We start from the raw sequence: 25947 nt of genomic DNA on the forward strand, positions 1-25947 counted from the left end.
CGTGCGAACCTTGATACACATCAGCCCTGAACAGGGGCTAAAGCGCCACGGTAAACACCGCCTTCATCTTCCTTTGCCCCCGATTAAACGGCTCGCGATCAACGGGTTGAAGCTTCCCGTCAGACGCACGGCTTCGATCATGCCGCCGGAGCGCGGCGCGAAAATTCCCGCCAGCTCCTCGATCCAGTCGTCGCTCCCGTCCTGCCCCCGCAGGACGCCCGCCACCGCCTGCGCGGTGGGGCTAGCCGCCTGCGCCGCCGCCGTAGCGGCCCGCAGGAACGGCCAGGCCGGCACTTTTGGCCGACCGGCGGGGCGGGTTGCACCGGGCTTAAGCCCACCACCCCGGAGGAAACTCAGATCCATGGCCTCCTTCTACCCGGCAATGGATAAGGGTCGGTAAATGGGGTGAAAGGCAGATGGCTCGCTTGACCGGCGGTTCGGCCCATCTGGTCCCGATCGCGCGATTTAGGCGAAGGAATTTGTTAACCTTTGAGCCAAGCCGCGCTCCAGCGGTGCCGGCGGCATGGTGGGCAGGCGCGCCAGCCCATTGCGCGCCATAATGTTCCGAAAACGGGCGCAAGCCGGCAGCCAATGCTTGGGACGCGCCATTATCTCTGCCCGGAACCGATCTTTAATGGCGCGACAGGCGGGTGCGATCCGCCGGGGAGCAAGCATGGCGACGAGCATAGAGGCGATGGTGCGGCTGCGAGCGATGACGGTGGACGATCTGCGCGCCGCCCAGTCCCTTTCCAACGCGAAGAAATGGCCGCACCGGGTCGAGGATTGGGACATGCTGCTCAGCCTCGGCTTCGGCTATGTCGCCGAAAGCGAGGACGGGATCGTCGGCACGGCAATGGCGTGGCTCTATGGCGCGGACGCAGCGACTTTGGGCATGGTCATCGTGTCGCCGCAGGTTTCGGAGCCGGGCGTCGACCAGCGGCTGATGGACGCGGTTCTGAACGATCTTGGCGGGCGCACCGTGCTGCTGAGCGCGCCCGGCGACACGGCGGAGCAACTTTTCGCGGCTATGGGGTTCGCCCCGATCGGCGCGGTGTTTCAGCATCAGGGCGCGGCCTTTTCCGTGCCCATTGCGGCGCTTCTGCCCGAAGAGCGGGTGCGTCCGCTGGGCGCCAAGGACATGCCGGCGCTCTACGATCTTTCGCGCCGGGCGAGCGGCATGGACCGCGATGCGCTGCTCGACGCGCTGGTGCCCGGCGCGCAAGGCGTGGTGCTGACGCGCGGCAATGATCCGGTCGGCTTCTCCCTCTTCCGCCGATTCGGCCGCGGCCATGTCATCGGCCCGACCGTCGCGCCCGATGTCGGCGGGGCGAAGGCGCTGATCTCGCACTGGCTGGGTTCCCAGGCGGGCAGCTTCTGCCGCCTCGACATTCCCGAAGACAGCGGCCTTGGCGAATGGCTGGAGGAACTGGGCCTGCCGCGCGTGGGCCAGGTGATGCGCATGGCGCGCGGCCGCCCGCCGCAGGCCGATGCTTCGGTACGGACCTTCACTCTCACGACGCAGGCGCTCGGATGACTTTCTCGCTCAAAAATCCCGCTCTTCTGGTCCAGCACGCCTATATCGGCGGCCAATGGGTCGGCGCGTCCTCCGGCGCGACGATGCCGGTCGACAATCCGGCGACGGGCGCTGTCATCGGCACGATCCCGGATTGCGGCGAGGCCGACACCCAGGCCGCGATCGACGCTGCGCAGGCGGCCTGGCCGGCGTGGCGCGCCCGCACCGCGGGGGACCGCGCCGCGCTGCTGGAGCGCTGGCATGCGCTGGTGATGGATCATGTCGCCGACCTCGGCCACATCATGACCGCCGAACAGGGCAAGCCGGTCGCCGAAGCCGAGGGCGAGATCCGCTATGCGGCGAGCTTCATCAAATGGTTCGCGGAGGAAGGCCGCCGCATCGACGGCGCGATCATCCCCGCGCCCGAAGCCAATCGCCGCATTCTCATCCTCAAGGAACCCGTCGGCGTCTCGGCCGCGATCACGCCCTGGAACTTCCCGGCCGCGATGATAACCCGCAAGTGCGCGCCCGCGCTGGCGGCTGGATGCCCGGTGGTGGTGAAGCCGTCCGAACTCACGCCGTTCAGCGCGCTGGCGCTGGTCAAGCTGGCCGAGGAAGCGGGCTTTCCCGCCGGCGTCATCAACATCGTCACGGGCCAGGCCGCGCCGATCGGAGCCGCGCTGACCGGCAGCGAGACCGTCCGCAAACTGTCCTTTACCGGATCGACCCGCGTGGGCGCGCTGCTGATGCGGCAGAGCGCGGACACGATCAAGCGCCTTAGCCTCGAACTGGGCGGCAATGCGCCGCTCCTGGTGTTCGACGATGCCGACCTCGACCTCGCGGTCGCCGCAACCATGGCGAGCAAATTCCGCAACGCGGGCCAGACCTGCGTCTGCGCCAACCGCATCCTGGTGCAGGACAGCGTCTATGAGGCTTTCGCGGAGAAACTGGCGGCGGCGGTCTCGGCGCTGAAGGTCGCGCCCGGCGATCAGGACGGCAGCACGATTGGCCCGCTCATCAACCGCGCGGCAGTGGAGAAGGTCGCCGCCCATGTCGAGGATGCGCTGGCGCACGGCGCGACCATCTTCGCCCAGGCGCCTGAGGGCGCGACCGGCGAGCGGTTCGCGACGCCTTTGATCCTGACCGGCGCGACTCGCGACATGCGCCTTGCCAGCGAGGAGACGTTCGGTCCGGTCGCGCCTCTGTTCCGCTTCCATGACGAAGCGGAAGGAATCGCCCTCGCAAACGACACCAGCTTCGGCCTCGCCAGCTATTTCTACACCGAAAATCTCCACCGCGCCTTCCGCGTCGGCGAGCGGCTGGAGGCCGGCATGGTGGTGCTGAACACCGGCGGCATGGCGATGGAAATGGCGCCCTTCGGCGGCATCAAGCAATCGGGCCTCGGCCGCGAAGGTGCCCATGCGGGAATCGAGGAATATCTTGAGACCAAGGCATTCCATATCGGCGGTCTGAAACTCTAGAGCGGGGGCACTATGGCGCGCAGCTACACGATTTCGGTCATCCCCGGCGATGGCATCGGCAAGGAAGTCATGCCGGAGGGCGTTCGCGTGCTGGAGCGCGCGGCCAGCCTCTATGGCTTTGCGATCGAGCAGACATGGCAGGATTTCGCCTGTTGCGACTATTACACCAAGCATGGCCAGATGATGCCGGACGACTGGAAGGAGCGGATCGGTTCGCCCGATGCCATCTTCTTCGGCGCGGTGGGCTGGCCCGACACCGTGCCCGATCACGTCTCGCTCTGGGGATCGTTGCTCCAGTTCCGGCGCGAATATGACCAATATGTCAATCTGCGCCCGGTGCGCCTGATGCCCGGCGTGCCTTGTCCGTTGGTGGGTCGGGAGCCGGGCGATATCGACTTCTGGGTGGTGCGCGAAAATACCGAGGGCGAATATAGCGCGGTCGGCGGCAAGATGTTCGCGGGCACCGATCGCGAGGTCGTGATCCAGGAAACCGTCATGACCCGCCACGGCACCGATCGCGTGCTGCGCTACGCCTTTGAGTTGGCGGCGACGCGGGAACGCAAGCATGTCACCTCCGCCACCAAGTCCAACGGCATCGCCATCACCATGCCCTGGTGGGACGAGCGGGTGGAGGAGATGGCGAAACACTATCCGACGGTCACGCACGACAAATATCATATCGATATCTTGACCGCGCAGTTCGTGCTGAACCCCGACCGCTTCGACGTGGTGGTAGCGTCCAACCTGTTCGGCGACATCCTCTCTGATCTCGGCCCGGCCTGCACCGGCACGATCGGCGTCGCGCCATCGGGCAATATCAACCCGGATCGCACCGCGCCCTCGCTGTTCGAGCCGGTCCATGGCTCCGCTCCCGACATTGCGGGGAAGGGCGTCGCCAACCCGGTCGGGCAAATCTGGTCGGCGGCGATGATGCTGGAGCATCTGGGCGAGGCGCAAGCCGCTGCCGCGATCATGCGCGCGGTGGAGACGGTGCTGGCCGAACCCCGCCTGCGCACGGGCGACCTCAAGGGCAAGGCCACGACCGAAGAATGCGGCCGGGCGATCGCGGACGCGCTCGCCTGAACCGCCCAAAGGCGCGCGGCAGATTATGCCGCGGACTTCGCTCCAAAGACGCGCTAAGCGCCGCCGCATGGCGCAACTTGGGCTTTCCCTCCGCTCCGCGCGCCTAGTCTGGTCGGCATGACCACAAGGGCGAGCCCGATCATGACGCTGCATTCCAACCGGTCGATCCTCGATATTGACCGCGACCATCTGATCCACCCCGTCACCTCCTTCCGCGCGCACGAGGCGCGGGGCGCGACCATGCTCCAGAGCGGCAAGGGCATGTGGCTGACCGACATGGACGGGCGCGATCTGCTGGACGCCTTTGCCGGCCTCTGGTGCGTCAATGTGGGCTATGGGCAGGACAGCATCGTCGAGGTAGTGGCCGAGCAGATGCGCCGGCTTCCTTATGCGACCGGCTATTTCCATTTCGGCAACGAGCCCGCCGCGCGCCTTGCGCAACGACTGGTGGACCTCAGCCCCGAGGGCCTCGACCATGTCTATTTCACCCTGGGCGGGTCTGACGCGGTCGATGCCGCGATCCGCTACATCACCCATTATTACAACGCGATCGGCAAGCCGCAGAAGAAACAGTGCATCGCGCTCGATCGCGGCTATCATGGCTCGACCAGCACCGGGGCCGGGCTGACCGCGCTCGCCAACTTCCACCGCAATTTCGACCTGCCGCTCCGCTGGCAGCATCATATTCCGTCGCCTTATCCCTATCGCAGCGATCTGGAGGGCGATGATGCCGCGATCATCGCCCGTTCGGTGCAGCAATTGAAGGACAAGGTGGCGGAATTGGGCGCGGACAATGTCGCTGCCTTCTTCTGCGAACCGATCCAGGGGTCGGGCGGCGTCATCGTGCCGCCGGTCGGCTGGCTGAAGGCGATCCGCGCCGCGTGCGACGAGCTGGGCATATTGATGGTCGCCGACGAGGTCATCACCGCCTTCGGCCGCACCGGCCCGATGTTCGCCTGCGAAGCGGAGGGCGTGACGCCCGACCTGATGACTGTGGCCAAGGGGTTGACGTCGGGCTATGTTCCGATGGGCGCGCTGCTGATGTCAGACAAGGTCTATCAGGGCATCGCCGATGGCGCGGCGGCGGACATGGTGATCGGCCATGGCGCGACCTATTCGGGCCATCCGGTGAGCGCGGCGGTGGGCCTTGAGGTGCTCCGCCTCTATACCGAGGGCGGCATTTTGGCGAACGGGCAGAAGGTCGGCGCGCGCTTCGCGGCGGGCCTCGCCGCCATTGCCGACCACCCGATGGTGGGCGACACGCGGGGCAGGGGCCTGCTGGGTGCGATCGAGCTGGTCGCGGACAAGGACAGCAAGGCGCGGTTCGACCCGGCGCTCAAGCTGCCCGACCGTCTTTTCGCGAAAGCCTATGCCAACGGCGTCATCTTCCGCGCTTTCGGCGACAATATCATCGGCCTCGCCCCGGCGCTCTGCGCATCGGACGAGGAGATGGACATGATCTTCGGGCGCATCCGCAAAACGCTGGACGACCTGCTGGAAGAGGCGGATATTCGCGCTGCGGTCGCATAAGAGGGGCAAAGGGCATGTTGGGCGGACCTAAGCTGGACAGGATCGACCTCAAGATCCTCACGCAGTTGCAACAATCGGGCCGGGTCACCAATGTCGAGCTGGCCGATGCGGTCGGCCTGTCGCCCAGCCCCTGCCTCACCCGCGTCAAGCGGCTGGAGAAGGCCGGCTATATCACCGGCTATGGCGCGCACATCAACCTGCACAAGCTCGGCGAATATCTGACCGTTTTTACGGAAGTGACGCTGGCCGAGCATCGCTCCGGCGACTTCTCCCGTTTTGAGGCGCGCATCCGCAAGCTGGACGAGATCGTCGAATGCCATCTTGTGAGCGGCGGCTACGACTATCTGCTGAAATTCGTGACGCGCGGCGTCGCGCACTACCAGTCGATCGTCGAAGGGATGCTGGAAAGCGATTACGGCATCGAGAAATATTTCAGCTACGTCGTCATCAAGTCGCCCTTCATCAAGCATCATTATCCGATCCAGCATCTGTTCGGCGAACAGCGGCACGGGGCGTGACGATGAGCGATCTGGCCGACCTCATCGAACCGCTCGTCGCCTTCCGCCGCGACATCCATGCCCACCCGGAACTCGGTTTCTGCGAGCATCGCACCGCCGGCCGCATCGCCGAGCAACTCCGCGCGCTGGGGCTTGAGGTGCATGAGGGGATCGGCCGCACGGGCGTCGTCGGCGTGCTGCGGAACGGCGAGTCGGGCCGCAGCATCGGCCTGCGCGCGGACATGGACGCGCTGCCGATCGACGAGCAGACCAACCTTCCCTATGCCAGCCGCACGCCGGGGCAATTCCATGGCTGCGGCCATGACGGCCATGTCGCCATGCTGCTGGGCGCGGCGCAGCATCTGGCGCGGACCCGCCGCTTTGATGGCACGGTGAACTTCTTGTTCCAGCCGGCCGAGGAAGGGCAGGGCGGCGCGCGGGAAATGGTGCGGGAAGGGCTGTTCGATCGCTTCCCGTGCGATCGCGTCTTTGCCCTCCACAACTGGCCGGACCTTCCCGCCGGGACGATCGCCACCCGGCCCGGCCCGATCATGGGCGCGGCCGACAAGTTCGAGATCAGGCTGGAGGGGCGCGGCGGCCATGCCGCTATCCCGCAGGATACCCCCGACGCGATCCTTGCGGCGGCGGCCTTGGTGCAGCAATTGAACGCCATCGTCTCCCGGCGGATCGCGCCGACCGCCTCGGCCGTGCTGTCCATCACGCAGATCCATGGCGGCCACACCCATAATGTGATCCCCGCCCTCGTGACCGTATCCGGCACCGTCCGCACCTTCGACCCGGCGGTGCAGGACCGGATCGAGGCGTCGGTCCGGGAGATCGCCGCTGGCGTCGCGCTGGCGGGCGAGGTGACGGCCAACGTCGACTACACGCGCTATTATCCCGCGACGATCAACGACCCGCAAGCGGCGGCGGAAGCGCTGGCCGCCGCCGCAACCGTCGGCGAAGCGCGGATCGCGCCCGATCCCGCCTTCACCTCCGAGGATTTCGCCTTCATGCTCCAGGCGTGCCAGGGCGCCTATATCTGGCTGGGGCAGGCGAAGGCGCCGGGTTCGCCGCCGCTGCACAACCCGCATTATGACTTCAACGACGATGTGCTGGAACTGGGCGTGCGCCTGCATGTCGCGCTGGTCGAGCGGCATCTTGGGGGCGGCGAAAACGCCGCGCTATAATATTTCACGCGGGGCCGCCGGACCGGCAGGAAGCGCCGGGCGGGGGCGAAACACGATATACGCCGCTTTGTAACATCCGCATGATCGGCATGCAACTATGCCGCTTGGCGACAGGGGACGAGCAGATGGCAAGCAACGCTTCGATGACACAGACTATGGTCGCTCCGGCCGCGGCCCGGACGCCGGCGGCTGCGGTCGCCAGCCGGCTTCAGAATATCGACGCGCTGCGCGGTTTCGTCATGGTGCTGATGCTGCTCGACCATCTGCGCGAGACATTCTTCATCCACATCCCGGTGACCGATCCGATCGACGCGACCACCATCCTGCCGGCGATGGGCTTCGCGCGCTTTGCCGTCAGCTTCTGCGCCCCGATCTTCGTCGCGCTGACCGGGCTTGGCGTCTATCTGTTCAGCATCCACCACACAGCGCAGGAGACGACCGCCTATCTGCTCAAGCGCGGGCTTCTGCTGATGGCGCTCGAACTGTTCCCGCTCTCCTTCTTCTACTGGGGAATCGTGCCGCAGCCCACCTTATGGATGCAGGTGATCTGGTGCATTGGCCTCTGCATGATTATCCTGGCGGCGCTCCGCCACTTGCCGCGTCCGGCGCTGATCGGCCTTGGTCTCGCGTTGGTCTGCCTTCACAATCTGCTCGACCCGATCCGCCTCACGCCCGACGACAGCCTCTTCCCGCTCTGGGCGATGCTGCACCAGCGCGACACTTTCCCGCTGGCATTCGGCCTCGTCGCCAAGACGACCTACCCCATCCTGCCATGGGTCGGCGTCATCCTGCTCGGCTTCGGCATCGGGCCTTGGTTCCGTGGTGATGTGCCGGCCGATGTGCGGCAGCGGCGGCTGCTCATTCTGGGCTTCGGCATGATCGCGGCCTTCATCGCGCTGCGCCTGCTCAACCTCTATGGCGACAAGCCATGGTTCGTGGTCGAAGGCGATCCGGTTCGTACGCTGATCGGCTTCATCTCGCTCACCAAATATCCCCCGTCGCTGCTGTTCCTGTTGCCGACGCTTGGCGGTGGCGCGCTCCTGCTCGTGCTGTTCGATCGGATCAAGGACACGGGGTTGATTTCGGCGCTGGCGGTGTTCGGCGGCGCGCCGATGTTCTTCTACATCCTCCATCTTTTCGTGCTGCGCATCCTCTACCATAGCGCGCTGGCGATCTGGGGCCCGACCCACGGCCAATATTTCGCGTTCGACAATTATAACTGGGTGTTCGTCTGGTATGCGGCGATGATCGTGCCGCTCTACATTCCGACGGCCTGGTATTCGCGGCTGAAGCGCCGCCGCCGTGACATCGCCTGGCTCAAATATTTCTGAGCGGAGAGAGGCCCATGGCGACCGTCATCTCCACCGACCTGTCGCGACGGACGCTGCTGGGCGGACTGGCTGCCGGGGTGGCCGTGGGTGGCGCAAGCGCGGCCACTGGCCGACCCAAGGTCGGCGGGCGTATCCGCGTCGCCAGCATCGCCGCCTCGACCGCCGACACGCTCGATCCGGCCAAGGGCAATTTGTCGACCGACTATATGCGGCTGTACCTTATCTACAGCGGCCTCACCCAATATGACGGCCAGCTGCGCGCGCTGCCGGGCCTCGCCGAAAGGATCGAGACGCGCGACAATATCGTCTGGCACATCCGCCTCCGCAAAGGCGTCCATTTCCACAATGGCAAGCCGCTGACGGCGGACGATGTGGTCTATTCCCTGATGCGCCACCGCGATCCCGCCACGGGCTCTAAGGCGCTGGCCGTCGCCGAACAATTCGCCCGCGCGCGCAAGACCGGCCCGCTCGACGTCGAGCTGCGGCTGACCGGACCAAACCCCGACCTGCCCGTCATCCTCGCCCAGCCCCATTTCCTGATCGTCGAAAATGGCCGCCGCGATTTCAGCGTGGCGAATGGCACCGGCCCCTATATTTGCCGCGCCTTCGCGCCCGGCATCCGCACCGTCGTGCGCCGCAACCCCAATTACTGGAAGCCCGGCCGCCCTTATCTGGAAGAGATAGAGGTAATCGCCATCCCCGACGAGATATCGCGCGTCAATGCGCTGCTGTCAGGCGACGTGCAGATGATAAACGCGGTCAGCCCCGGATCGGTCAAGCGCCTGCGCGCCTCGCCCGGCCATGCCTTCATGGAAACCAAGTCGGGCCTCTTCACCGACCTCATCATGCGGCGGGACAATCCGGTGACCGGTCATCCCGATTTCGTGCTGGCGATGAAATATCTGCTCGATCGCGAGCTTATCAAGCGCGCCCTGTTCCGCGGCTATGCGACGATCGCCAACGACCATCCGGTGCCGCCCTTCAGCCCCTATTATAATGCGGACATCCCGCAGCGCCGGTTCGATCCCGATCGCGCCCGCTTTCTCCTGAAGCGCGCCGGGCTGCTCGGCACGCGGTTGCCCGTCTATGTCTCGCCGGCCGCCAACGGATCGGTCGACATGGGATCGGTGCTTCAGGAACATGCCGCGCGCATCGGCCTGCATCTGGCGATCAACCGGGTGCCGAGCGACGGCTATTGGGCGTCGCACTGGATGAAGCATCCGCTGACCTTCGGCAACGTCAACCCGCGCCCGACGGTCGACATGATGTTCAGCCTCTTCTTCCAGTCCAAGGCGCTGTCGAACGAATCGGGCTGGAATAATCCGCGCTTCGACCGGCTGCTGCTGGAAGCGCGGCGATCGACCGACGAGGCGCAGCGCAGGGCGATCTACGGCGAAATGCAGTGGATCGTGCACAGCCATGGCGGCGTCGGCATCCCCGTGTTTCAGAGCCTGATGGACGGGTTCGATCGCCGCCTGAAGGGCATCTTCCCGATCCCGCTGGGCGGCTTCATGGCCTATACCTTCGGCGACCATGTTTGGTGGGACGCATGAGCGGCGCGCCGACCGCATCCCGCTGGCGGGGGCCGGTGCGGCTCATCATCCATCGCATCGGACTCGCCATCCTCACCCTGTTCCTGGTGTCGCTGGTCATCTTCACCATCAGCGGCCTGTTGCCTGGCGACGCCGCGCAGGAAGTGCTGGGACAAAGCGCTACGCCCGAACAGGTGGCGGCGTTGCGCCATGAGATGGGCCTCGATCAGCCGGGTCCGGTCCGCTACGCGCGCTGGCTCCAGGGCATCGTCACCGGCGATCCCGGCCAGTCGCTCGTCGCCAACCAGCCGGTGGCGGACATCATTTCGGAGCGCCTGCCCAACACGCTGACGCTCGCCGTGTTGGCGGCGCTGGTGTCGGTGCCTTTCGCCTTCCTGATCGGCATCGTCTCGGCCGTGGCGCGCGGGCGGGGGCTCGACCGGGCGCTCAACATCCTCACCCTTTCGATGGTGGCGCTGCCCGAGTTTCTCGTAGCAACGATCGCCGTGCTGATCCTGTCGGTAAAGCTGCTCTGGCTCCCCTCGATCGCGCTGGTGCCCGAAGATCCGACATTCGGCGAGTTCGTCCGCGCTTATGCGATGCCGGTGATGGTGCTTGCGGTCGGCGTGATCGCGCAGCTTGGCCGCATGATCCGCGCCGCCATCATCGCCGAACTCGACCGCCCCTATGTCGAAATGGCGCGACTGAAGGGGGTGGGGCCGGTTCATCTGATCTTCCGCCACGTACTGCCCAACGCGGTCGGCCCGGTCGTCAACGCCATGGCGCTCAGCCTGTCCTATCTGTTCGGAGGTGCGATCATCGTGGAAACGATCTTCAGCTATCCCGGTCTCGCCAGCCTGATGGTGAACGCCGTCACCTCGCGCGACATGCCGCTGCTCCAGGCGTGCGCGATGATCTTCTGCGCCGCCTATCTCCTCCTCGTGCTGGTCGCCGACACGGTTGCGATCCTCGCCAACCCGAGGCTTCGGCACGGATGAAGCGCCGGGGACTCCTTCGCCGCGCGGGCGCGCTGCCCCTGTCGGGCAAGATCGGCCTGGCGCTGGTCTGCTTCTGGATCGTCGCAGCGATCGCCGGGCCGTGGCTCGCGCCTTATTCGCCGGGCGCGTTCGTCAGCGAAGAAGTGTTCGCCGGCGCGAGCGGCCTCTTCTGGTTCGGCAGCGATTTCCTCGGCCGCGACGTGCTGAGCCGGCTGCTGGTCGGCGCGCGCTTCACGGTTGGATTGTCCGCCGTCGCCGTCGCCATCGCCGCGTCGATCGGCACCGGTCTTGCGCTCACCGCCGCCGTCGGCCCCCGCTGGCTCGACGAACTGCTCGCGCGCGGCATGGATACGCTGATCTCCATTCCTGCCAAGATTTTCGCGCTGGTGCTGGTCGCCGCTTTCGGCTCGTCGCTGCTGCTGCTGACGCTGATCGTCGCTGTGACCTATGTCCCCGGCAATTTCCGTATCGCTCGATCGCTCGCGGTAGGGCTCGCGCGGCTCGATTATGTCGAGGTGGCGCGGGCGCGCGGCGAAGGACGGTTGCACATCGCCCTTGTCGAAATGCTGCCTAACATGATCCGGCCGCTGTTCGCCGACATCGGCCTGCGCTTCGTGTTCATCGTGCTGCTGTTGTCGGGCCTCAGCTTCCTGGGGCTTGGTCTCCAGCCGCCCGATGCCGATCTCGGTTCGCTGGTGCGCGAAAATGTGTCGGGCCTGGCCGAAGGCGCGCTGGCGATCCTCGCGCCGGCCGTCGCCATCGCCAGCCTGACCGTGGGGGTCAACCTGCTGATCGACGCCGCCACCCAAGGGGGCGTGAAATGAGCGAGCGGCCCCATGTCGAAGCGCGCGGCCTCAGCGTCACCGTCCGGGGACCGGGCGGCGCGCCGCTGCGCATCGTGGATGACGTATCCTTCGCTGTCCCGAAAGGTGAAGTGCTGGCGCTGATCGGCGAATCGGGGTCGGGCAAGACCACGATCGCGCTCGCGCTGATGGGCTATGGCCGGGGCGGGGCGGTGATCGGCGGCGACATCCGCGTCGGCGACGCCAGGCTCGACAGGCAGGGCGACGCGTCGCTCGCGGCGCAGCGAGGGCATCGCATCACCTATGTGGCGCAAAGCGCGGCGGCGGCCTTCAACCCGTCGCGCCGGGTGATCGACCAGGTCATCGAGCCGGCGCTGATCCACCGCACCGCGACCCCCCCCGCCGCTCGCGCCCGCGCGATCGACCTGTTCCGCGCGCTCGCCTTGCCGCAGCCCGAAACGATCGGCAGCCGCTACCCGCACGAACTGTCGGGTGGTCAGCTCCAGCGGCTGATGGCGGCGATGGCGCTCATCACCAAGCCGGACCTCGTCATCTTCGACGAGCCGACCACCGCGCTCGACGTCACCACCCAGGTCGAAGTGCTGCAAGCCTTCCGCAAGGTGGTGCGGGAGGAAGGCGCGACCGGCGTCTATGTCTCGCACGACCTCGCCGTCGTGGCGCAGATGGCCGACCATATATTGGTGCTCAATCGTGGGCAGGTGCGCGAGCAGAATGCCGTTCACGCGATATTGGAAGCGCCGGCGGACGATTACACCCGGACGCTGATGGCGGCTGCCCATCCCGTTGTAGCCACGCACGTCGCGCCCGCGCGCGCCGCCGATCCGCTGCTGGCGATCGATGGTGTGTTCGCCGGCTACGGCCCGGTGGACAAGGCCGGCCGCCCCGCCAACCCGGTATTGAGCAACGCCAGCCTGACGATCGGGCGCGGCGCGGCCGTCGGCGTCATCGGCGAATCGGGATCGGGCAAGTCCACCGTCGCGCGCGTCGTCGCCGGACTGCTCGCGCCGACCGCCGGGACGGTGTCGCTCGACGGCACGCCGCTCGCGCCCACCGTGGCGGGCCGCACCCGCGAGCAGTTGCGCCGGGTTCAGATCGTGTTCCAGAATGCCGATGTCGCGCTCAATCCCGCGCACAGCGTCGGCGAAATACTGGGCCGCGTCCTGCGCTTCTATCACGGCCTGCGCGGGCCGGATGCGGCGCGGCGCGTGGCGAAACTGCTGGACCTCATCCGCCTGCCCGCCGGAGTCGCCGATCGCCATTGCGCCGAACTGTCGGGCGGGCAGAAGCAGCGCGTCAATCTGGCGCGGGCTCTGGCGGCCGATCCCGACATCATCCTGTGCGACGAGGTCACCTCCGCGCTCGATACGGTGGTGCGCGGCGCGATCCTCGACCTGCTCGCCGAACTACGGCGCGACCTGGGCGTCGCCTATCTCTTCATCAGCCATGACATCGCCACAGTGAAGGCGCTGTGCGACGACATCGTCGTGCTCTACAAGGGCACCCGCGTGGAAAGCGGCGATTGCGCCAGCTATGCGGCCGCGCCTTTTCATCCCTATACCGATCTGCTGATCTCCTCTGTTCCCGAAATGCGAACCGACTGGCTGGCCGACGAGAGCGCGCGCGCCGTTACGCCCTTCGCCCATCTGGGCGAGCAGCCGGACCTGTGCCGCTTCCTGCCGCGTTGCCCGGCGGCGATCCCAGGTCTCTGCGACAGCATGGTTCCGCCCCTGCGGCCGATGGCGGCGGGGAACAGCATCCTGTGCCACCGCACCGAGGGGCAATTGACGCATTGATCTGCGTCGCCCGGCCGATGCAGCACCTGCTTTGCCGAGCCGTCCAAACGGCGCATCCTGCCAAGGCCCGGTGCAAAATGGTGAATCCTGCCGATCCGCTGCCATAGGCTCGGTCGCATAACAGCAGTGGAGAAACAGCGTGGCGAAGTTCAACTGTCTTGCCTGGCCGGCGGCCATAAGCGCCGCCATCCTCGCCCCGGCCGTCGCTGACGCGCATGGCATCTGGTTCGCCCAGCGCGCCAAGCAGATTGCCATCATCTACGGCGTCGGGGCGGACGACCTCGAAGCGGTCAAGCGCCAGCCCAACATGGAAAGCGTTGAGGCGTGGGACGCCGATCTCAACCCCATTGGCGCGCAGCTTCGCGCCAACGGGTCGCTGGTCGTGGTCGATACTGACGAGCCTCCCGCAATCGTCAGCGCCGTGCTCCAGAACGGCACCTGGTCCTGGGCGCCCGATGGCGAGATCGTCAAGAAGACACGGGAAGAGCTGCCGACCTCGACAAAGACCGAGACGACGATCAAATATGCGGTGACGATCCAGGGGCAGCTGACCAAGCCGGTGCCGCTGATCGCGGCGCAGGCGCTCCAGATCGTGCCGGTCGGGAAAATCCCGGAAAAGCCGGGCGAGCCGCTGACCTATCGCGTCAGTTGGAAGGGCAAGCCGGTGGAAGGGGCCGGGGTCATCAACGACATGGTCAATGATCCCGATGCGGTCGAGGTGAAGACCAAGGCGGACGGCACGGTGACGCTTCCCGTCCGCAATCAGGGGCTGAATGTCATCCGCGCCGTTCTCGTCACGCCGACCGACAATCCGGCCAAGACGGATCGCTACGAGCATACGGCAACGCTCGCCTTCACGCTGGCCCACAAGCCTGAATGACCCTGACCGGATCGGGAGAATCCATGATGAAGTTCCTGCCTTTTGCAATCGCATCGGCGCTCGCTCTATCCGTCGCCCCCGCTTTCGCCCATGGCGATGACAAGCCGCGCCATGGCGGCCAGGTCGTCGAAGTCGGCGACACCGTGTTCGAACTGGTCCGCGCCCCCGCCGGCGCGTCGCTCTACATCATGGAGGATGGCGACGAGGTGCCCGCCGCAACGATGACCGGCAAGCTGATCGTCACCGCCGGATCGGCCAAGACCGAATTTCCGCTGGTCGCGGCGAAGGGCAACCAGTTCGTCGCCAAGGGCGCGAAAATCCCTGCCGGCGCGCGGGTCGGCGTGCTGGTCGTCAACAAGCAGACGCAAGCGCGCCAGACCGCGACCTTCGCGATCAAATGAGCGGACGGCGCGCCGCGCTTCTCGCCCTTGCCGGCCTCGCGCTCGCGGCGGGTTTCGTCGATCCCGCCGCCGCGCATGGCGTGGCGGAGGGCGACAAGGCCTTCATCCAGAACAATCCCGGCGTCAACATCGTCCCCTATATCTATCTGGGGGCCAAGCATATGGTGACCGGATACGACCATCTGCTATTCCTGTTCGGCGTCATCTTCTTCCTCTATCGGCTGAAGGATGTCGGCGCCTATGTGACCCTGTTCGCGCTGGGGCACAGCACGACATTGCTGGCGGGCGTCTTCTTCAACATCCACGCCAACCCTTTCCTGATCGACGCGATCATCGGGCTGTCGGTCGTCTATAAGGCGCTCGACAATCTCGGCGCGTTTCCGACGCTGATCGGGTTTCAGCCCAACCAGAAGGTCGCGGTGCTGATCTTCGGTTTCTTCCACGGCTTCGGCCTTGCGACCAAGCTTCAGGATCTTATCGCCTCGCGCGAAGGTCTGATTCCCAATCTTGTGAGCTTCAACATCGGCGTCGAAATGGGCCAGTTCATCGCGCTCAGCATCATCCTGATCCTGATGAGCCTATGGCGGCGCTCGCCCGGCTTCAGCCGCAACGTCGTCGTCGCCAACAGCGCGCTGATGTGCGCCGGCATCGTCCTCACCGGCTACCAGCTTGCCGGCTTCGCCATGGAGAAGAGCCTGTGACCGCTCCCGCTTCCGTCGCTGCGCCCTATCGAGCGTCCCGCGCGACCCTGCTGCGCGCCACCATTGCCGCTGTCCTGGGCGGCGCGGCGATCCTTGTCGTGTTCGTGCTGCCTGCCGAATATGGCGTCGATCCGACCGGCATCGGCCGCGCGATCGGCCTGACGCAGATGGCGGGCGAGCAGGACGTCGCCGAGCCAGCCCCACCCCCGGCACCCGCCGCCACCGTCTATGCCGTCCCGCCGCAGACGCAGGCCAGCATCGCCCGGACGACCCCCTACCGCAGCGACGAGATGACCCTGACCCTCGCGCCGCATACCGGCATCGAGGTCAAGGCGCAGATGAAGGCGGGCGACAGCTTCAACTTCCGCTGGACCGCGACCGGGCCGGTGCGCGCCGACATGCATGGCGAACCGACCGGCGGCAACGAAGACGAATTCACCGACTATTGGAAGCAGAAGGACATCAAAAGCGCGCAGGGGAGCTTCACCGCGCCTTTCGCCGGCACCCATGGCTGGTACTGGAAAAATCGCGAGGATGTCCCCGTCACCATAACCGTGAAGACCGACGGCTTCTACGAGGCGCTGTTCGAGCGGAAATAAGCCCGGCTTTGCACGGCGAGCGCTGCTGCCCTATATGCGCCGCCATGCAGCCCCAATTCCAGTTGCCTGAGCCGCTCTCCGCGCGGCGCATCGTCGTCGCCATGTCGGGCGGTGTGGATTCTAGCGTCGTCGCGGCGTTGGCCGCCAGGACTGGCGCGGAAGTTATCGGCGTCACGCTCCAACTCTACGATCATGGCGCGGCGACGGGACGGACGGGCAGCTGCTGCGCGGGGCAGGACATACGCGATGCGCGCGCCGTGGCCGACCGCATCGGCATCGCCCATTATGTGTTCGACTATGAAAGCCGCTTCCGCGACTCGGTGATCGCCGACTTCGCCGACGAATATATGGCGGGGCGCACCCCCATTCCGTGCGTGAAGTGCAACATGGGCGTCAAATTTACCGACCTGTTCCAGATCGCGCGCGATCTCGGCGCGGACTGCCTCGCCACCGGCCATTATGTCCGGCGGGTCGAGGGATCGGCGGGCGCGGAGCTGCACCGCGCCGCCGATCCCGCCCGCGACCAGAGCTATTTCCTGTTCGCCACGACCCAGGCGCAGCTCGACTATCTGCGCTTCCCTTTGGGTGGCCTGCCCAAGCCGCAGGTCCGCGAGATCGCGGCGGAGCTTGGCCTTTCCGTGGCCCTGAAGCCGGACAGCCAGGACATCTGCTTCGTCCCCGACGGCGACTATGCGAAGATCGTGCGGAAACTGCGCCCGGACGCGGACGAGGGCGGCGATATTGTCCATGTCGATGGCCGGAAACTGGGTCGGCACAAAGGGCTGATCCATTACACGGTCGGCCAGCGCAAGGGGCTGGAGATTGGCGGGCAGGCAGAGCCGCTTTATGTGGTGCGGCTGGACGCGGAAAGCCGCCGCGTGATCGTGGGGCCGAAGGCGGCGCTGGCGGTGTCGGGCGCGCTGCTCTCGGACATCAACTGGCTAGGCAGCGATTTCACCGGGCCTTTGACCGCCAAGGTGCGGTCGATGGCGAAGCCCGTCCCGGCGCGGCTGGAGGGCGACCGCCTGCTCTTCGACGCGCCCGAGTTCGGCGTCGCGCCGGGGCAGGCGGCGGTCCTCTACGCCGGCGACCGCGTGCTCGGCGGCGGCTGGATCGCCAGCACGCAAAGCGCGATGGTGGAGGCCTAACTCCCTCTCCCTTGAGGGAGAGGGTTGCGTAGCCTTGGCGGCTTTTGCCGCTTAGGCGAAGCTGGGTGAGGGGGATACCGCCAGATGAATGCGCTTTGGCTACCCCCTCATCCAACTCCGCCTAACTTCGCTTCGCTCCGTAAGGCTTCATATCCTTCTCCCTCAAGGGAGAAGGTTCGTCGAGAGAGCCCGAACCTTGCCCTTTGCCGCCCCCGCGCCTAAGTGCCGCGCGTCATGACTCGCCCGCTCACCTTCGCCATTCCCAAGGGACGCATTCTCGATGAGGCGCTGCCGCTGCTCGCGCGCGCCGGGATCGAGCCAGAGGCCGAGTTCCATGACAAGAAGAGCCGCGCGCTGCGTTTCGCCACCAACCGGCCCGACATCTCGATCATCCGCGTCCGCGCCTTCGACGTCGCCACCTTCGTCGCCCATGGCGCGGCGCAGATCGGGATTGTGGGATCGGACGTGGTGGAGGAATATGGCTATTCCGAGCTTTACGCACCGGTCGATCTCGACATCGGCCATTGCCGCCTGTCGGTTGCCGAGCTTGCCGGGCTGGCCGACGAGGATCAGGCCGCGCTGAGCCATGTCCGCGTCGCCACCAAATATCCGCACCTGACGCGCCGCTATTATGAGGCGCGCGGGCTTCAGGCGGAGTGCGTGAAACTGAACGGCGCGATGGAGCTGGCCCCGTCGCTCGGCCTGTCGCGGCGGATCGTGGACCTCGTCTCCTCGGGCGCGACGCTCAAGGCCAACGGGCTGGTGGAGACAGATGTCATCATGCAGATCAGCGCCCGCCTGATTGTCAACCGCGCCGCCTACAAGATGCGTTCGGCAGACCTGACGCCGCTGGTCGAGGCGTTTCGCGCGGCGGTGGGGGTGCAGGATGCGGCATGATTTAACCTTCATCCTCCCCTGCAAGGGGAGGTGGCTGGCCGAAGGCCAGACGGAGGGGTGTCCCCCTCACGATAGCGCGACGCCCCTCCACCACTTCGTGGTTCCCCTCCCCTCACAGGGCGGGATGGTAAAGCCATGACCCTCCGCCTCTCCACCACCGACCCCGACTTCGCCGCCGCCTTCACCGCGCTGGTGGACGCCCGCCGCGAAGCCGACGAGGACGTGTCGCGCGACGTGACCGCGATCCTGAAGGCGGTGCGGGCCGGGGGCGACGCCGCGCTCGCCGATTACACGCAACGCTTCGACCGGCATGATCTCGATGTCAGCGGCTGGTCGGTGACGGCGGCGGAGACGCGCGCGGCGCTGGACGGCCTCTCCAGCAAATTGCGCGACGCGCTGGAACTCGCGGCCGCGCGCGTCACCGCCTATCATGAGAAGCAGAAGCCGCAGGACAGCGACGGCGTGGATTCAGCGGGCGTGCGCCTGGGCGCGCGGTGGAGCGCGGTCGACGCGGCCGGCCTCTATGTGCCGGGCGGGCGGGCGGCCTATCCCAGTTCGCTGCTGATGAACGTCATCCCGGCCAAGGTGGCGGGCGTGCGCCGCATCGCCATGGTCACGCCGACCCCCAATGGCGAGATCAATCCGCTGGTCCTGGCCGCCGCGCAGATCGCGGGGATCGAGGAAATCTGGCGCGTCGGCGGGGCGCAGGCGGTGGCCGCGCTTGCCTATGGCACGGAGCGCATCAGGCCAGTCGATGTCATCACCGGCCCTGGCAACGCCTGGGTCGCCGAGGCCAAGCGCCAGCTATACGGCGTGGTCGGCATCGACATGGTGGCTGGGCCGTCCGAGATCGTGGTGGTGGCCGACGGGAAGAACGACCCCGAATGGACGGCCGCCGACCTGCTCAGCCAGTCGGAGCATGACCCGACCAGCCAGTCGGTCCTGTTCACCGACGATTCGGCGTTCGCCGACGCGGTCGCCTCTGCGGTGGAGCGCCAAATCCCGGCGCTTTCCACCAGCGCGGTCGCGCGGACGAGCTGGGACGCCAATGGCGCGATCATCCTGGTGCGCAATCTGGACGAGGCGATGCCGCTGGTGAACGCCCTGGCGCCCGAGCATCTGGAACTGGCGGTGGACGATCCCGAACCCTTGTTCGCGCAGGTGCGCCATGCCGGCTCCGTGTTCCTGGGCCGGATGACGCCGGAAGCGGTGGGCGATTATGTCGCGGGGCCGAACCATGTACTGCCCACAGGCCGCCGCGCGCGCTTCTCCTCGGGCCTGTCGGTGCTCGACTTCATGAAGCGGACCAGCTTCCTCAGCCTCTCGCGCGACGCCATCGGCGCGATCGGCCCCGCCGCCGTGGCGCTGGCGGAGGCGGAGGGCTTGCCCGCCCACGCGGCTTCGGTGGCGCTGCGCCTCAAATAAACATCCGTTCGGTTCGAGCTTGTCGAGAACCGGTTCTCGACAAGCTCGAACCGAACGGAGTAGGGAAAATCCATGAACGACCGCTCCAAATCCCGCTCCGCCGCGCGCCTTGCCGCGGTGCAGGCGCTCTACCAGATCGAGATGGAGGGAACGCCGCTCGCGACCCTGCTCCATGAATTCCACCAGCACCGGCTCGGCGCGACGATCGAGGACGTGACCTATGCGCAGGCGGAGGAAGGTTTTTTCGACGATGTCGTGTCCGGCGTGGACAAGCGCCGCGCGGAGATCGACGCGCTCATCGCCGCGCGCCTGTCGGCCGGATGGAGCCTTGAGCGGCTCGACAAGCCGATGCGCCAGATATTGCGCGCTGGCGCCTATGAACTGCTCGCGCGCAAGGATGTCGGCACCGGCACGGTCATCAGCGAATATGTCGATGTCGCCCACGCCTTCTACGACAAGCGCGAGGCGGGGTTCGTCAACGGTCTGCTCGATGCGGTGGCGAAGGACGTGCGCCGCTGAACCCCCTTCAGGGGCGCGCCAGCAGGAAGGCGAGAGGAATGTCCGCCCGCTCGGCCCAGGCGCGCTCGTCATGCGCGGTGCCGGTGAAGATCCGGCTCTGGAAAGCGTAGCCAGTCCGCCAGCCGCGCGTCGCCAGCACCCCCTCCATCGCCCGCGCGAAGGGCGGATAAAAGGCGTCGATCGTTGCCGTGCCATGATCGATATAGAGGCGGTTGACGCGCGGATCGACGCGGCTGTCCTTGAGCCAGGCGGCGAAAGCCGTCGTGACGATAGCGGGGGCGTCGGGAGGCACATTGCCCGCCGCCTGCGCGCCGACCAGCGGCCAGTGCACCGAGAGCGCCGCCGCCTGGCCGAAAATCTCCGGGTAGCGGCCGAGTGCGTAGATCGAAATGAGCCCGCCCATGGAGGAGCCCATGATCGCGGTGTCGGCTCTGCCCGGCCGCGTGCGATAGGCGCGGTCGATGCGCGGCTTTAGTTCCTCAACGATGAAGCGCAGATAGGCGTCGGACACAGGCTCACCGTCATGGCTGTCGCGCACCAGTTTCGCATAAGCGGGCGGCAGCCGGTCATAGACGCCGCGCGGCATATATTCGCGGTAGCGCAGCGCCGTACTGTGGATGCCGACGATGATCGCGGCGCGGCCGATACCAAGCGAGGCGAGCCGCGCCATCGCTTCGTCCATGCCCCATTCGACGCCGAAATTGGTCTTCTTCGCGTCGAACAGATTCTGCCCGTCGTGCATGTATATCACGGGGTAGCGGTCCCGCCCCCGCTCATAGCCCGGCGGCAGCCAGAGGGTCACAGCGCGCGGACCGACTAAGGCGGAGGGCAACTCGCCCATTTCCACCAGCCGCCCGCTCGAAGGCGGCTGCGCCATTGTCGCGTTGCCCGCCAGCATCGCCAGCACAAGCCCCAGCATCCTGATCCAGCGCATCCTCTCATCCCCTTCCGCCATGGTCTTGGCCCCCCTCATGCCCTAAAGCGGTGGGCGATGGCGGATGAATACGAATTCCTGAGCCTGGTGCGCGCGCGGACGACGCATGAGGCGGCGCGCGGGCTGCTGGACGATGTCGCTTTGCTGCCGGTGGATGATGCGCGGCTTGTCCTGACCAGCGACACGATCGTCGAGGGCGTTCACTATCTGCCCGCCGATCCTCCGGCCGACATCGGCTGGAAACTGGCGGCGGTGAACCTGTCCGACCTCGCGGCCAAGGGGGCAAGGCCGATGGGGTGCCTGCTCAATTACAGCCTGTCGGGCGACCGGGATTGGGACGCGGCCTTCCTTGATGGCCTGCATCAGGCGCTCGACCGTCACGCCATGCCGCTGCTGGGCGGTGATACGGTGAAGATGCCGGCGGCCTCCGCGCGCAGCTACAGCCTGACCGCGATCGGGATGGCGAGCGGGGCGGTGCCGACCCGCGCCGGCGCACGCGCGGGCGACCGGCTCTACGTCACCGGGCCGGTGGGCGACGCGGGCGTGGGGCTGGAGTTGTTGCGGGGCGATGCTGGCGCGTCCGGGCCGCTGGTCGACGCCTATCGCCGGCCGCGTCCGCGTCTGGCCGAAGGGGCGCTGCTCGCCCCCCTCGTCACGGCGATGATGGACGTGTCCGACGGGCTGCTGATCGACGCCGCGCGGCTGGCGCAGGCGAGCGGGCTGGCCGCCGTTATCGACCATATCCCACTGTCGCGCGCGCTCGAAAAGGCGCGGGGTGCGAGCACCGCCGTCCAGATCGCGGCGGCGCGAGCGGGCGATGATTATGAACTGCTCTTCGCCCTGCCGCGCGGGGTGACGCCACCAGTGCGAGCGATCCCGGTCGGCCATCTGGAAGCGGGGTCAGGACTGACGTTGAAGATCGACGGCGCGGTGATGCCGCTGCCCGACCGGCTAGGGTGGGAGCATGGCTAGCTGCCGCCGAGCACGTTGATGGTGAAGGCGAGGATGCCGAGGTTGAACAGGAACGCCGCGAAACAGTGAAACAGCGCGATCCGGCGCATCGCCGTGCTGGTCATGCCCACGTCCGACGTCTGGAAGGTCATGCCGAGCGTGTAGGCGAAATAGAGAAAGTCCCAATAGCCCGGCTCCGCATCGCCCGGAAAATCGAGCCCGCCGCCATCCTTCCCCGCCGCATCGGGCAGATAATAGGCGTGGGCATAGTGCATGGCATAGACGAGGTTGGAAAAGAGCCAAGCGATGAGCAGTGTCGCCAGCAGCAGCGCGATCGAGGCGGCATCGGGGCCGCCATGCTGGCTGATCGCGACGCCCACCGCTACCAGGATGACGAGGCAGACGGTTCCGGTCAGCAGCAGCATGAGTTCGCGATTGGCGTCGTTCGCCGCCGCCTTGCGCCGCATCGCGTCGGGCGCGGAATCGATCAGCGGCACGACGCAGGCCATGAACGCAAGGGCGGCGATGTCGAAGCCCGCCATCACCGCCTCATGCCAGGGCAGCCACAGGGCCAGCGGCGCCATGGTGGCGAGCAGCGCCAGGAACATGCCGTAACGCCAGGGGAAGACGGGGGATGCGCGCATCCCCCGCATGAAAGAACCGCTGTGGCTCGTTGGCAAGCGGTTTAGAGCACCGCCGCGATCAGCCCGCGCGCCTGCGCCTCGTTCGCCTCCAGATACCAGTTTTCCGGCGCTTTCTGGAGCAGTTCGTCCATCGTGATGTCGGATCCGAGGATGAGATTCTCGAACCCCTCATTCTGGATCGCGATGGAGCTTTCGATCTCGTGCAGATTGGCTTTCAGCGTCGCGATGCAGGTGGAGAGCGGGCCGGAGAGGTTGATCGTCTTGGTGATGAGCCGCTCGTGAATCATGAGGCGGGTGCCGCGCGTCAAATAGCGGTTCTCGGTCGCGAAGAAGCTCATGAAGGTCGCGCCGGCCGAATAGACCGCCGTCTTGCCGAGGAACACGAGGCGACGATCGGGATAAAGATCGGAGTGGAAGCGAATGTCCTCGCCCATCATGCGGGCGATTTCCGGGTCGCCGCCGAGCGTCGAAATTTCCACCACGACCAGGCCCTGCTGCGGCGCGGTGCCAAGACAGTTGCGGAAGTGGAGATACATGCCATGGTCCACGACGCCCGACAGGGTGATAGCGGGAAATTCGAAATCCTTGGGGCCAAGCAGCGGGGCGCTGGTCATCAACATGGGTAAAGTCCTTCGGGGATGGGAAAGTCGGGCTGCACTACGCATGAGTTTGGAAAAGGTGCCGCGCTTTCTGGCTGGCGCGATGGCGTGGAGGCTGTAAAGAACAGATCATGACCATGGGGCGGACGGCATGATCGCGAAACTCAAAGGGCGGCTGGATAGCACCGGCATCGACCATGCCATCATCGATGTAGGCGGGGTCGGCTATCTTGTCGGCGCGTCCTCGCGCACGCTCGCGGCGCTGGGGCCGGTGGGGGAGGCGGTGACGATCCACACCGAAATGCTGGTGGCGGAGGATTCGATCCGGCTCGTCGGCTTCGCTCGAGCGGAGGAGCGCGACTGGTATCGGCTGCTGACCCATGTGCAGGGCGTGGGATCGCGCGTGGCGCTTGCCATCCTCTCCGCGCTCGAACCGCTGGAACTGCATCGCGCCGTGGCGATGGGCGACAAGGCGATGATCGTGCGGGCGAACGGGGTTGGGCCGAAGCTGGCGCAGCGGATCGTCAACGAGTTGAAGGACAAGATCGGCGCGGTCGCCACCGGCGGGCCGGTGGGCGCAGGCGGTTTGACTGTCGCGCCGGTAGGGAGCCTCAGCGCTGACGCGCTTTCGGCTTTGCAAAATCTCGGCTTCAAGCCCAGCGAGGCGAGCAGCGCAGTGGCGGCGGCGGAGGAGGAACTGGGTGACGGCGCGAGCCTCGACGCGCTGGTGCGCCTGGCGCTGCGGAATGCGGCGAAGTGAGATTTCCATTCCCTCGCGTGGTGAACGAGCGGCGCGGAATGACCAGCTTGGTGCGCCGGTTTGAAAGGTTTATGGTGTAAGGATGTCGAACCTCAACATCTCGATGCCTCCCGCGCTGGAGCAATGGATTGAAGCCCGCTTGGCGCAAGGGCGCTACGCCGATGCCGCTGATTATGTTCGTGACCTGATCCGGCAAGATCAACAGGCCGCTCAAGAGGATGGGCGGTGGGTTCGCGCCATGATCGAAGAAGGCTATGCATCGGGCGTGATCGATGCGGAGCCGGAAGACGTCTTGAAAGAGATCATGGCGCGCCTGCCGGATGCATAAGCTGAGGCTGACCGTCGCCGCGCGCAAGGATTTGGAGACTATCCAGGAACGGGGTCTGGAACAATTCGGGCTGGAGCCTGTGCGAAGGCATATGCAGGGCTTCGAGCGCATCTTCACGCTGTTGCGGACGCACGCCGAGGCCGGCACGGCGCGACCCGATTATGGTGACGGTATTCGGGTCTTTTCCCATCGTCCGCATCGGCTAATCTATCATGTTAGCGATCGGGAAATTTTGATTTTGCGCGTCCTCCATTCCGCCATGGATGCGGCTTCCGCTTTGGGAGCCAAGCTATGACCGACGACCGCCTCCTTACCCCATCCCGCCGGCCCGAGGATGTCGACGCCGCTCTCCGCCCCAAATCGCTCGACGAATTTGTCGGGCAGCAGGCGGCGCGCGAGAATTTGCGGATTTTCATCCAGGCGGCGAAGTCGCGCGGGGATGCGCTCGACCATGTGCTGTTCTTCGGGCCGCCGGGCCTGGGCAAGACGACTCTGGCGCAGATCGTCGCGAAAGAAATGGGCGTCGGCTTCCGCGCCACGTCCGGCCCCGTCATCGCCAAGTCTGGCGATCTTGCCGCGCTGCTCACCAATCTGGACGAGGGCGACGTGCTGTTCGTGGACGAGATCCACCGGCTCAATCCCGCGGTCGAGGAAGTGCTTTATCCGGCGATGGAGGACCGCGCGCTCGACCTGATGATCGGGGAGGGGCCGTCCGCCCGTTCCGTTCGCATCGACCTGCCGCGCTTCACTTTGGTCGGCGCGACGACGCGGCAGGGGCTGCTGACAACGCCGCTGCGCGACCGGTTCGGCATTCCCGTTCGCCTACAATTCTACACGGTAGAGGAACTGGAACTGGTGGTGCGCCGCGCCGCGCGGCTGCTCGACCTGCCCATCACCCCGGACGGCGCGGTGGAGATCGCCCGCCGGTCGCGCGGCACCCCGCGCATCGCCGGGCGGCTGCTGCGCCGGGTGCGCGACTTCGCCAATGTGGCCGGCGCACCGAGCGTCGATCGCAAGGTCGCCGACGCGGCGCTCCAGCGGCTGGAGGTGGACCAGCTCGGTCTCGACCTCATGGACCGGCGCTACCTGATGATGATCGCGGACATTTATCGCGGCGGTCCGGTCGGCGTCGAGACGCTCGCTGCCGGCCTTTCCGAAGCGCGCGACACGATCGAGGAGGTGATCGAGCCTTATCTCATCCAGCTCGGCCTCATCGCCCGCACTGCGCGGGGGCGCTGCCTCAATGGGCCGGGCTGGAAGCATCTCGGCCTCAATCCGCCCGCCAGCGCGCAGGATGGTCTGTTCGACTAAGTCTCTCCCGCGAAAATCATGGCCGTTACGGCAAGGCGCGGCTATAGCCGTCGCCATCAACGACGCGCGCGAAAGACG

General features: G+C 66.4%; 28 protein-coding genes. 24 read left to right on the forward strand and 4 right to left on the reverse strand.

Translation table 11 applies throughout. The annotated features are described in order from the left end of the window. Nucleotides 1-63: 63 nt before the first annotated feature. Nucleotides 64-363, reverse strand: coding sequence for a hypothetical protein (locus tag V2B31_RS12575; RefSeq protein WP_328279000.1), 300 nt, complete (start codon nt 361-363; stop codon nt 64-66). A gap of 310 nt (nt 364-673) precedes the next feature. Between V2B31_RS12575 and V2B31_RS12580 the strand changes: the two genes are divergently transcribed. From V2B31_RS12580 to nusB, 19 genes are all read left to right on the forward strand, one after another. Then, nucleotides 674-1534 carry a GNAT family N-acetyltransferase gene (locus tag V2B31_RS12580; RefSeq protein ID WP_328279002.1) on the forward strand — a complete coding sequence of 287 codons (861 nt, stop codon included), beginning with the start codon at nt 674-676 and terminating at the stop codon, nt 1532-1534. Beyond that, nucleotides 1531-2994: an NAD-dependent succinate-semialdehyde dehydrogenase gene (locus V2B31_RS12585; protein WP_328279004.1), complete on the forward strand. Its 1464-nt coding sequence runs from the start codon at nt 1531-1533 to the stop codon at nt 2992-2994. Before V2B31_RS12580 ends, V2B31_RS12585 begins: the two co-directional genes overlap by 4 nt. 12 nt (nt 2995-3006) lie before the next feature. After that, nucleotides 3007-4077 (forward strand): tartrate dehydrogenase, encoded by a 1071-nt coding sequence (locus V2B31_RS12590; RefSeq protein WP_328279006.1) that lies wholly within the window; start codon nt 3007-3009, stop codon nt 4075-4077. Between the two features lie 141 nt (nt 4078-4218). Beyond that, nucleotides 4219-5607 (forward strand): aspartate aminotransferase family protein, encoded by a 1389-nt coding sequence (locus tag V2B31_RS12595; protein WP_328279008.1) that lies wholly within the window; start codon nt 4219-4221, stop codon nt 5605-5607. A 14-nt stretch (nt 5608-5621) separates the two neighbouring features. Continuing rightward, nucleotides 5622-6125: an Lrp/AsnC family transcriptional regulator gene (locus tag V2B31_RS12600; protein WP_328279010.1), complete on the forward strand. Its 504-nt coding sequence runs from the start codon at nt 5622-5624 to the stop codon at nt 6123-6125. 2 nt (nt 6126-6127) lie between these two features. Further along, nucleotides 6128-7294, forward strand: a complete 1167-nt coding sequence (locus V2B31_RS12605; protein WP_328279012.1) for a M20 aminoacylase family protein — start codon at nt 6128-6130, stop codon at nt 7292-7294. Nucleotides 7295-7437: 143 nt separating this feature from the next. Continuing rightward, the gene (locus V2B31_RS12610) at nt 7438-8625 is read left to right on the forward strand and encodes a DUF1624 domain-containing protein (RefSeq protein ID WP_328279015.1); all 1188 of its coding nucleotides are present in this window, start codon (nt 7438-7440) and stop codon (nt 8623-8625) included. 14 nt (nt 8626-8639) lie between these two features. Then, a complete protein-coding gene (locus V2B31_RS12615) occupies nt 8640-10178 on the forward strand; it encodes an ABC transporter substrate-binding protein (RefSeq protein WP_328279017.1) in 1539 nt (512 codons plus the stop codon). Further along, nucleotides 10175-11155 (forward strand): ABC transporter permease, encoded by a 981-nt coding sequence (locus V2B31_RS12620; protein WP_328279019.1) that lies wholly within the window; start codon nt 10175-10177, stop codon nt 11153-11155. The genes V2B31_RS12615 and V2B31_RS12620 overlap by 4 nt, the downstream gene beginning before the upstream one ends. After that, entirely contained in the window at nt 11152-11979 is an 828-nt protein-coding gene (locus V2B31_RS12625; RefSeq protein ID WP_328279021.1) for an ABC transporter permease, read from the forward strand. The genes V2B31_RS12620 and V2B31_RS12625 overlap by 4 nt, the downstream gene beginning before the upstream one ends. Continuing rightward, nucleotides 11976-13772 carry an ABC transporter ATP-binding protein gene (locus V2B31_RS12630; protein WP_328279023.1) on the forward strand — a complete coding sequence of 599 codons (1797 nt, stop codon included), beginning with the start codon at nt 11976-11978 and terminating at the stop codon, nt 13770-13772. The genes V2B31_RS12625 and V2B31_RS12630 overlap by 4 nt, the downstream gene beginning before the upstream one ends. 139 nt (nt 13773-13911) lie before the next feature. Then, on the forward strand, nt 13912-14652 hold the full coding sequence (locus tag V2B31_RS12635) for a DUF4198 domain-containing protein (protein ID WP_328279025.1): 741 nt from the start codon (nt 13912-13914) through the stop codon (nt 14650-14652). 23 nt (nt 14653-14675) lie between these two features. After that, nucleotides 14676-15053 carry a hypothetical protein gene (locus V2B31_RS12640; RefSeq protein WP_328279027.1) on the forward strand — a complete coding sequence of 126 codons (378 nt, stop codon included), beginning with the start codon at nt 14676-14678 and terminating at the stop codon, nt 15051-15053. Next, complete coding sequence (locus V2B31_RS12645) at nt 15050-15754, forward strand: HupE/UreJ family protein (RefSeq protein WP_328279029.1); 705 nt, start codon at nt 15050-15052, stop codon at nt 15752-15754. The genes V2B31_RS12640 and V2B31_RS12645 overlap by 4 nt, the downstream gene beginning before the upstream one ends. Then, entirely contained in the window at nt 15751-16353 is a 603-nt protein-coding gene (locus V2B31_RS12650; RefSeq protein WP_328279031.1) for a hypothetical protein, read from the forward strand. The genes V2B31_RS12645 and V2B31_RS12650 overlap by 4 nt, the downstream gene beginning before the upstream one ends. Nucleotides 16354-16397: 44 nt before the next feature. Next, entirely contained in the window at nt 16398-17501 is a 1104-nt protein-coding gene (gene mnmA, locus V2B31_RS12655; protein ID WP_328279033.1) for a tRNA 2-thiouridine(34) synthase MnmA, read from the forward strand. A gap of 234 nt (nt 17502-17735) precedes the next feature. Next, a complete protein-coding gene (hisG, locus tag V2B31_RS12660) occupies nt 17736-18398 on the forward strand; it encodes an ATP phosphoribosyltransferase (RefSeq protein ID WP_328279035.1) in 663 nt (220 codons plus the stop codon). A 135-nt stretch (nt 18399-18533) separates the two neighbouring features. Continuing rightward, entirely contained in the window at nt 18534-19823 is a 1290-nt protein-coding gene (hisD, locus tag V2B31_RS12665) for a histidinol dehydrogenase (RefSeq protein ID WP_328279038.1), read from the forward strand. Nucleotides 19824-19895: 72 nt separating this feature from the next. Further along, nucleotides 19896-20342, forward strand: a complete 447-nt coding sequence (nusB, locus tag V2B31_RS12670; protein ID WP_328279040.1) for a transcription antitermination factor NusB — start codon at nt 19896-19898, stop codon at nt 20340-20342. 7 nt (nt 20343-20349) lie between these two features. Here nusB and V2B31_RS12675 read toward each other — a convergent pair whose 3' ends face one another. Further along, nucleotides 20350-21276 carry an alpha/beta hydrolase gene (locus V2B31_RS12675; RefSeq protein ID WP_328279041.1) on the reverse strand — a complete coding sequence of 309 codons (927 nt, stop codon included), beginning with the start codon at nt 21274-21276 and terminating at the stop codon, nt 20350-20352. 57 nt (nt 21277-21333) lie between these two features. On the opposite strand from V2B31_RS12675, the gene thiL reads away from it, so the two are divergent. Further along, nucleotides 21334-22248 (forward strand): thiamine-phosphate kinase, encoded by a 915-nt coding sequence (gene thiL / locus V2B31_RS12680; RefSeq protein WP_328279043.1) that lies wholly within the window; start codon nt 21334-21336, stop codon nt 22246-22248. Here thiL and V2B31_RS12685 read toward each other — a convergent pair. Together V2B31_RS12685 and V2B31_RS12690 are read right to left on the reverse strand one after the other, a co-directional pair. Continuing rightward, nucleotides 22245-22871, reverse strand: a complete 627-nt coding sequence (locus V2B31_RS12685) for a DUF1345 domain-containing protein (protein ID WP_328279045.1) — start codon at nt 22869-22871, stop codon at nt 22245-22247. The genes thiL and V2B31_RS12685 overlap by 4 nt on opposite strands. A gap of 41 nt (nt 22872-22912) precedes the next feature. Continuing rightward, nucleotides 22913-23491 carry a peptidase S14 gene (locus V2B31_RS12690; RefSeq protein WP_328279047.1) on the reverse strand — a complete coding sequence of 193 codons (579 nt, stop codon included), beginning with the start codon at nt 23489-23491 and terminating at the stop codon, nt 22913-22915. A 130-nt stretch (nt 23492-23621) separates the two neighbouring features. On the opposite strand from V2B31_RS12690, the gene ruvA reads away from it, so the two are divergent. The 4 genes from ruvA to ruvB all read left to right on the forward strand — a co-directional run bounded on the left by ruvA (nt 23622) and on the right by ruvB (nt 25869). Beyond that, entirely contained in the window at nt 23622-24230 is a 609-nt protein-coding gene (ruvA, locus tag V2B31_RS12695; RefSeq protein WP_328279049.1) for a Holliday junction branch migration protein RuvA, read from the forward strand. Nucleotides 24231-24312: 82 nt separating this feature from the next. Beyond that, nucleotides 24313-24558 (forward strand): type II toxin-antitoxin system ParD family antitoxin, encoded by a 246-nt coding sequence (locus V2B31_RS12700; RefSeq protein ID WP_328279051.1) that lies wholly within the window; start codon nt 24313-24315, stop codon nt 24556-24558. Further along, nucleotides 24551-24853 (forward strand): type II toxin-antitoxin system RelE/ParE family toxin, encoded by a 303-nt coding sequence (locus V2B31_RS12705; protein WP_328279053.1) that lies wholly within the window; start codon nt 24551-24553, stop codon nt 24851-24853. Before V2B31_RS12700 ends, V2B31_RS12705 begins: the two co-directional genes overlap by 8 nt. After that, nucleotides 24850-25869 carry a Holliday junction branch migration DNA helicase RuvB gene (gene ruvB / locus V2B31_RS12710; RefSeq protein WP_328279055.1) on the forward strand — a complete coding sequence of 340 codons (1020 nt, stop codon included), beginning with the start codon at nt 24850-24852 and terminating at the stop codon, nt 25867-25869. Before V2B31_RS12705 ends, ruvB begins: the two co-directional genes overlap by 4 nt. Nucleotides 25870-25947 lie beyond the last annotated feature (78 nt).

Origin of the sequence: Sphingobium sp. (assembly GCF_036170395.1) — a bacterium.
GTDB lineage: Bacteria > Pseudomonadota > Alphaproteobacteria > Sphingomonadales > Sphingomonadaceae > Sphingobium.

Bases quoted from the DNA above. Each gene is read 5' to 3' on its own strand.
- V2B31_RS12575 (WP_328279000.1), bottom strand. From the start codon at position 363: ATGGATCTGAGTTTCCTCCGGGGTGGTGGGCTTAAGCCCGGTGCAACC.
- V2B31_RS12580 (WP_328279002.1), top strand. From the start codon at position 674: ATGGCGACGAGCATAGAGGCGATGGTGCGGCTGCGAGCGATGACGGTG.
- V2B31_RS12585 (WP_328279004.1), top strand. From the start codon at position 1,531: ATGACTTTCTCGCTCAAAAATCCCGCTCTTCTGGTCCAGCACGCCTAT.
- V2B31_RS12590 (WP_328279006.1), top strand. From the start codon at position 3,007: ATGGCGCGCAGCTACACGATTTCGGTCATCCCCGGCGATGGCATCGGC.
- V2B31_RS12595 (WP_328279008.1), top strand. From the start codon at position 4,219: ATGACGCTGCATTCCAACCGGTCGATCCTCGATATTGACCGCGACCAT.
- V2B31_RS12600 (WP_328279010.1), top strand. From the start codon at position 5,622: ATGTTGGGCGGACCTAAGCTGGACAGGATCGACCTCAAGATCCTCACG.
- V2B31_RS12605 (WP_328279012.1), top strand. From the start codon at position 6,128: ATGAGCGATCTGGCCGACCTCATCGAACCGCTCGTCGCCTTCCGCCGC.
- V2B31_RS12610 (WP_328279015.1), top strand. From the start codon at position 7,438: ATGACACAGACTATGGTCGCTCCGGCCGCGGCCCGGACGCCGGCGGCT.
- V2B31_RS12615 (WP_328279017.1), top strand. From the start codon at position 8,640: ATGGCGACCGTCATCTCCACCGACCTGTCGCGACGGACGCTGCTGGGC.
- V2B31_RS12620 (WP_328279019.1), top strand. From the start codon at position 10,175: ATGAGCGGCGCGCCGACCGCATCCCGCTGGCGGGGGCCGGTGCGGCTC.
- V2B31_RS12625 (WP_328279021.1), top strand. From the start codon at position 11,152: ATGAAGCGCCGGGGACTCCTTCGCCGCGCGGGCGCGCTGCCCCTGTCG.
- V2B31_RS12630 (WP_328279023.1), top strand. From the start codon at position 11,976: ATGAGCGAGCGGCCCCATGTCGAAGCGCGCGGCCTCAGCGTCACCGTC.
- V2B31_RS12640 (WP_328279027.1), top strand. From the start codon at position 14,676: ATGATGAAGTTCCTGCCTTTTGCAATCGCATCGGCGCTCGCTCTATCC.
- V2B31_RS12645 (WP_328279029.1), top strand. From the start codon at position 15,050: ATGAGCGGACGGCGCGCCGCGCTTCTCGCCCTTGCCGGCCTCGCGCTC.
- mnmA (WP_328279033.1), top strand. From the start codon at position 16,398: ATGCAGCCCCAATTCCAGTTGCCTGAGCCGCTCTCCGCGCGGCGCATC.
- hisG (WP_328279035.1), top strand. From the start codon at position 17,736: ATGACTCGCCCGCTCACCTTCGCCATTCCCAAGGGACGCATTCTCGAT.
- hisD (WP_328279038.1), top strand. From the start codon at position 18,534: ATGACCCTCCGCCTCTCCACCACCGACCCCGACTTCGCCGCCGCCTTC.
- nusB (WP_328279040.1), top strand. From the start codon at position 19,896: ATGAACGACCGCTCCAAATCCCGCTCCGCCGCGCGCCTTGCCGCGGTG.
- V2B31_RS12675 (WP_328279041.1), bottom strand. From the start codon at position 21,276: ATGCGCTGGATCAGGATGCTGGGGCTTGTGCTGGCGATGCTGGCGGGC.
- thiL (WP_328279043.1), top strand. From the start codon at position 21,334: ATGGCGGATGAATACGAATTCCTGAGCCTGGTGCGCGCGCGGACGACG.
- V2B31_RS12685 (WP_328279045.1), bottom strand. From the start codon at position 22,871: ATGCGCGCATCCCCCGTCTTCCCCTGGCGTTACGGCATGTTCCTGGCG.
- V2B31_RS12690 (WP_328279047.1), bottom strand. From the start codon at position 23,491: ATGTTGATGACCAGCGCCCCGCTGCTTGGCCCCAAGGATTTCGAATTT.
- ruvA (WP_328279049.1), top strand. From the start codon at position 23,622: ATGATCGCGAAACTCAAAGGGCGGCTGGATAGCACCGGCATCGACCAT.
- V2B31_RS12700 (WP_328279051.1), top strand. From the start codon at position 24,313: ATGTCGAACCTCAACATCTCGATGCCTCCCGCGCTGGAGCAATGGATT.
- V2B31_RS12705 (WP_328279053.1), top strand. From the start codon at position 24,551: ATGCATAAGCTGAGGCTGACCGTCGCCGCGCGCAAGGATTTGGAGACT.
- ruvB (WP_328279055.1), top strand. From the start codon at position 24,850: ATGACCGACGACCGCCTCCTTACCCCATCCCGCCGGCCCGAGGATGTC.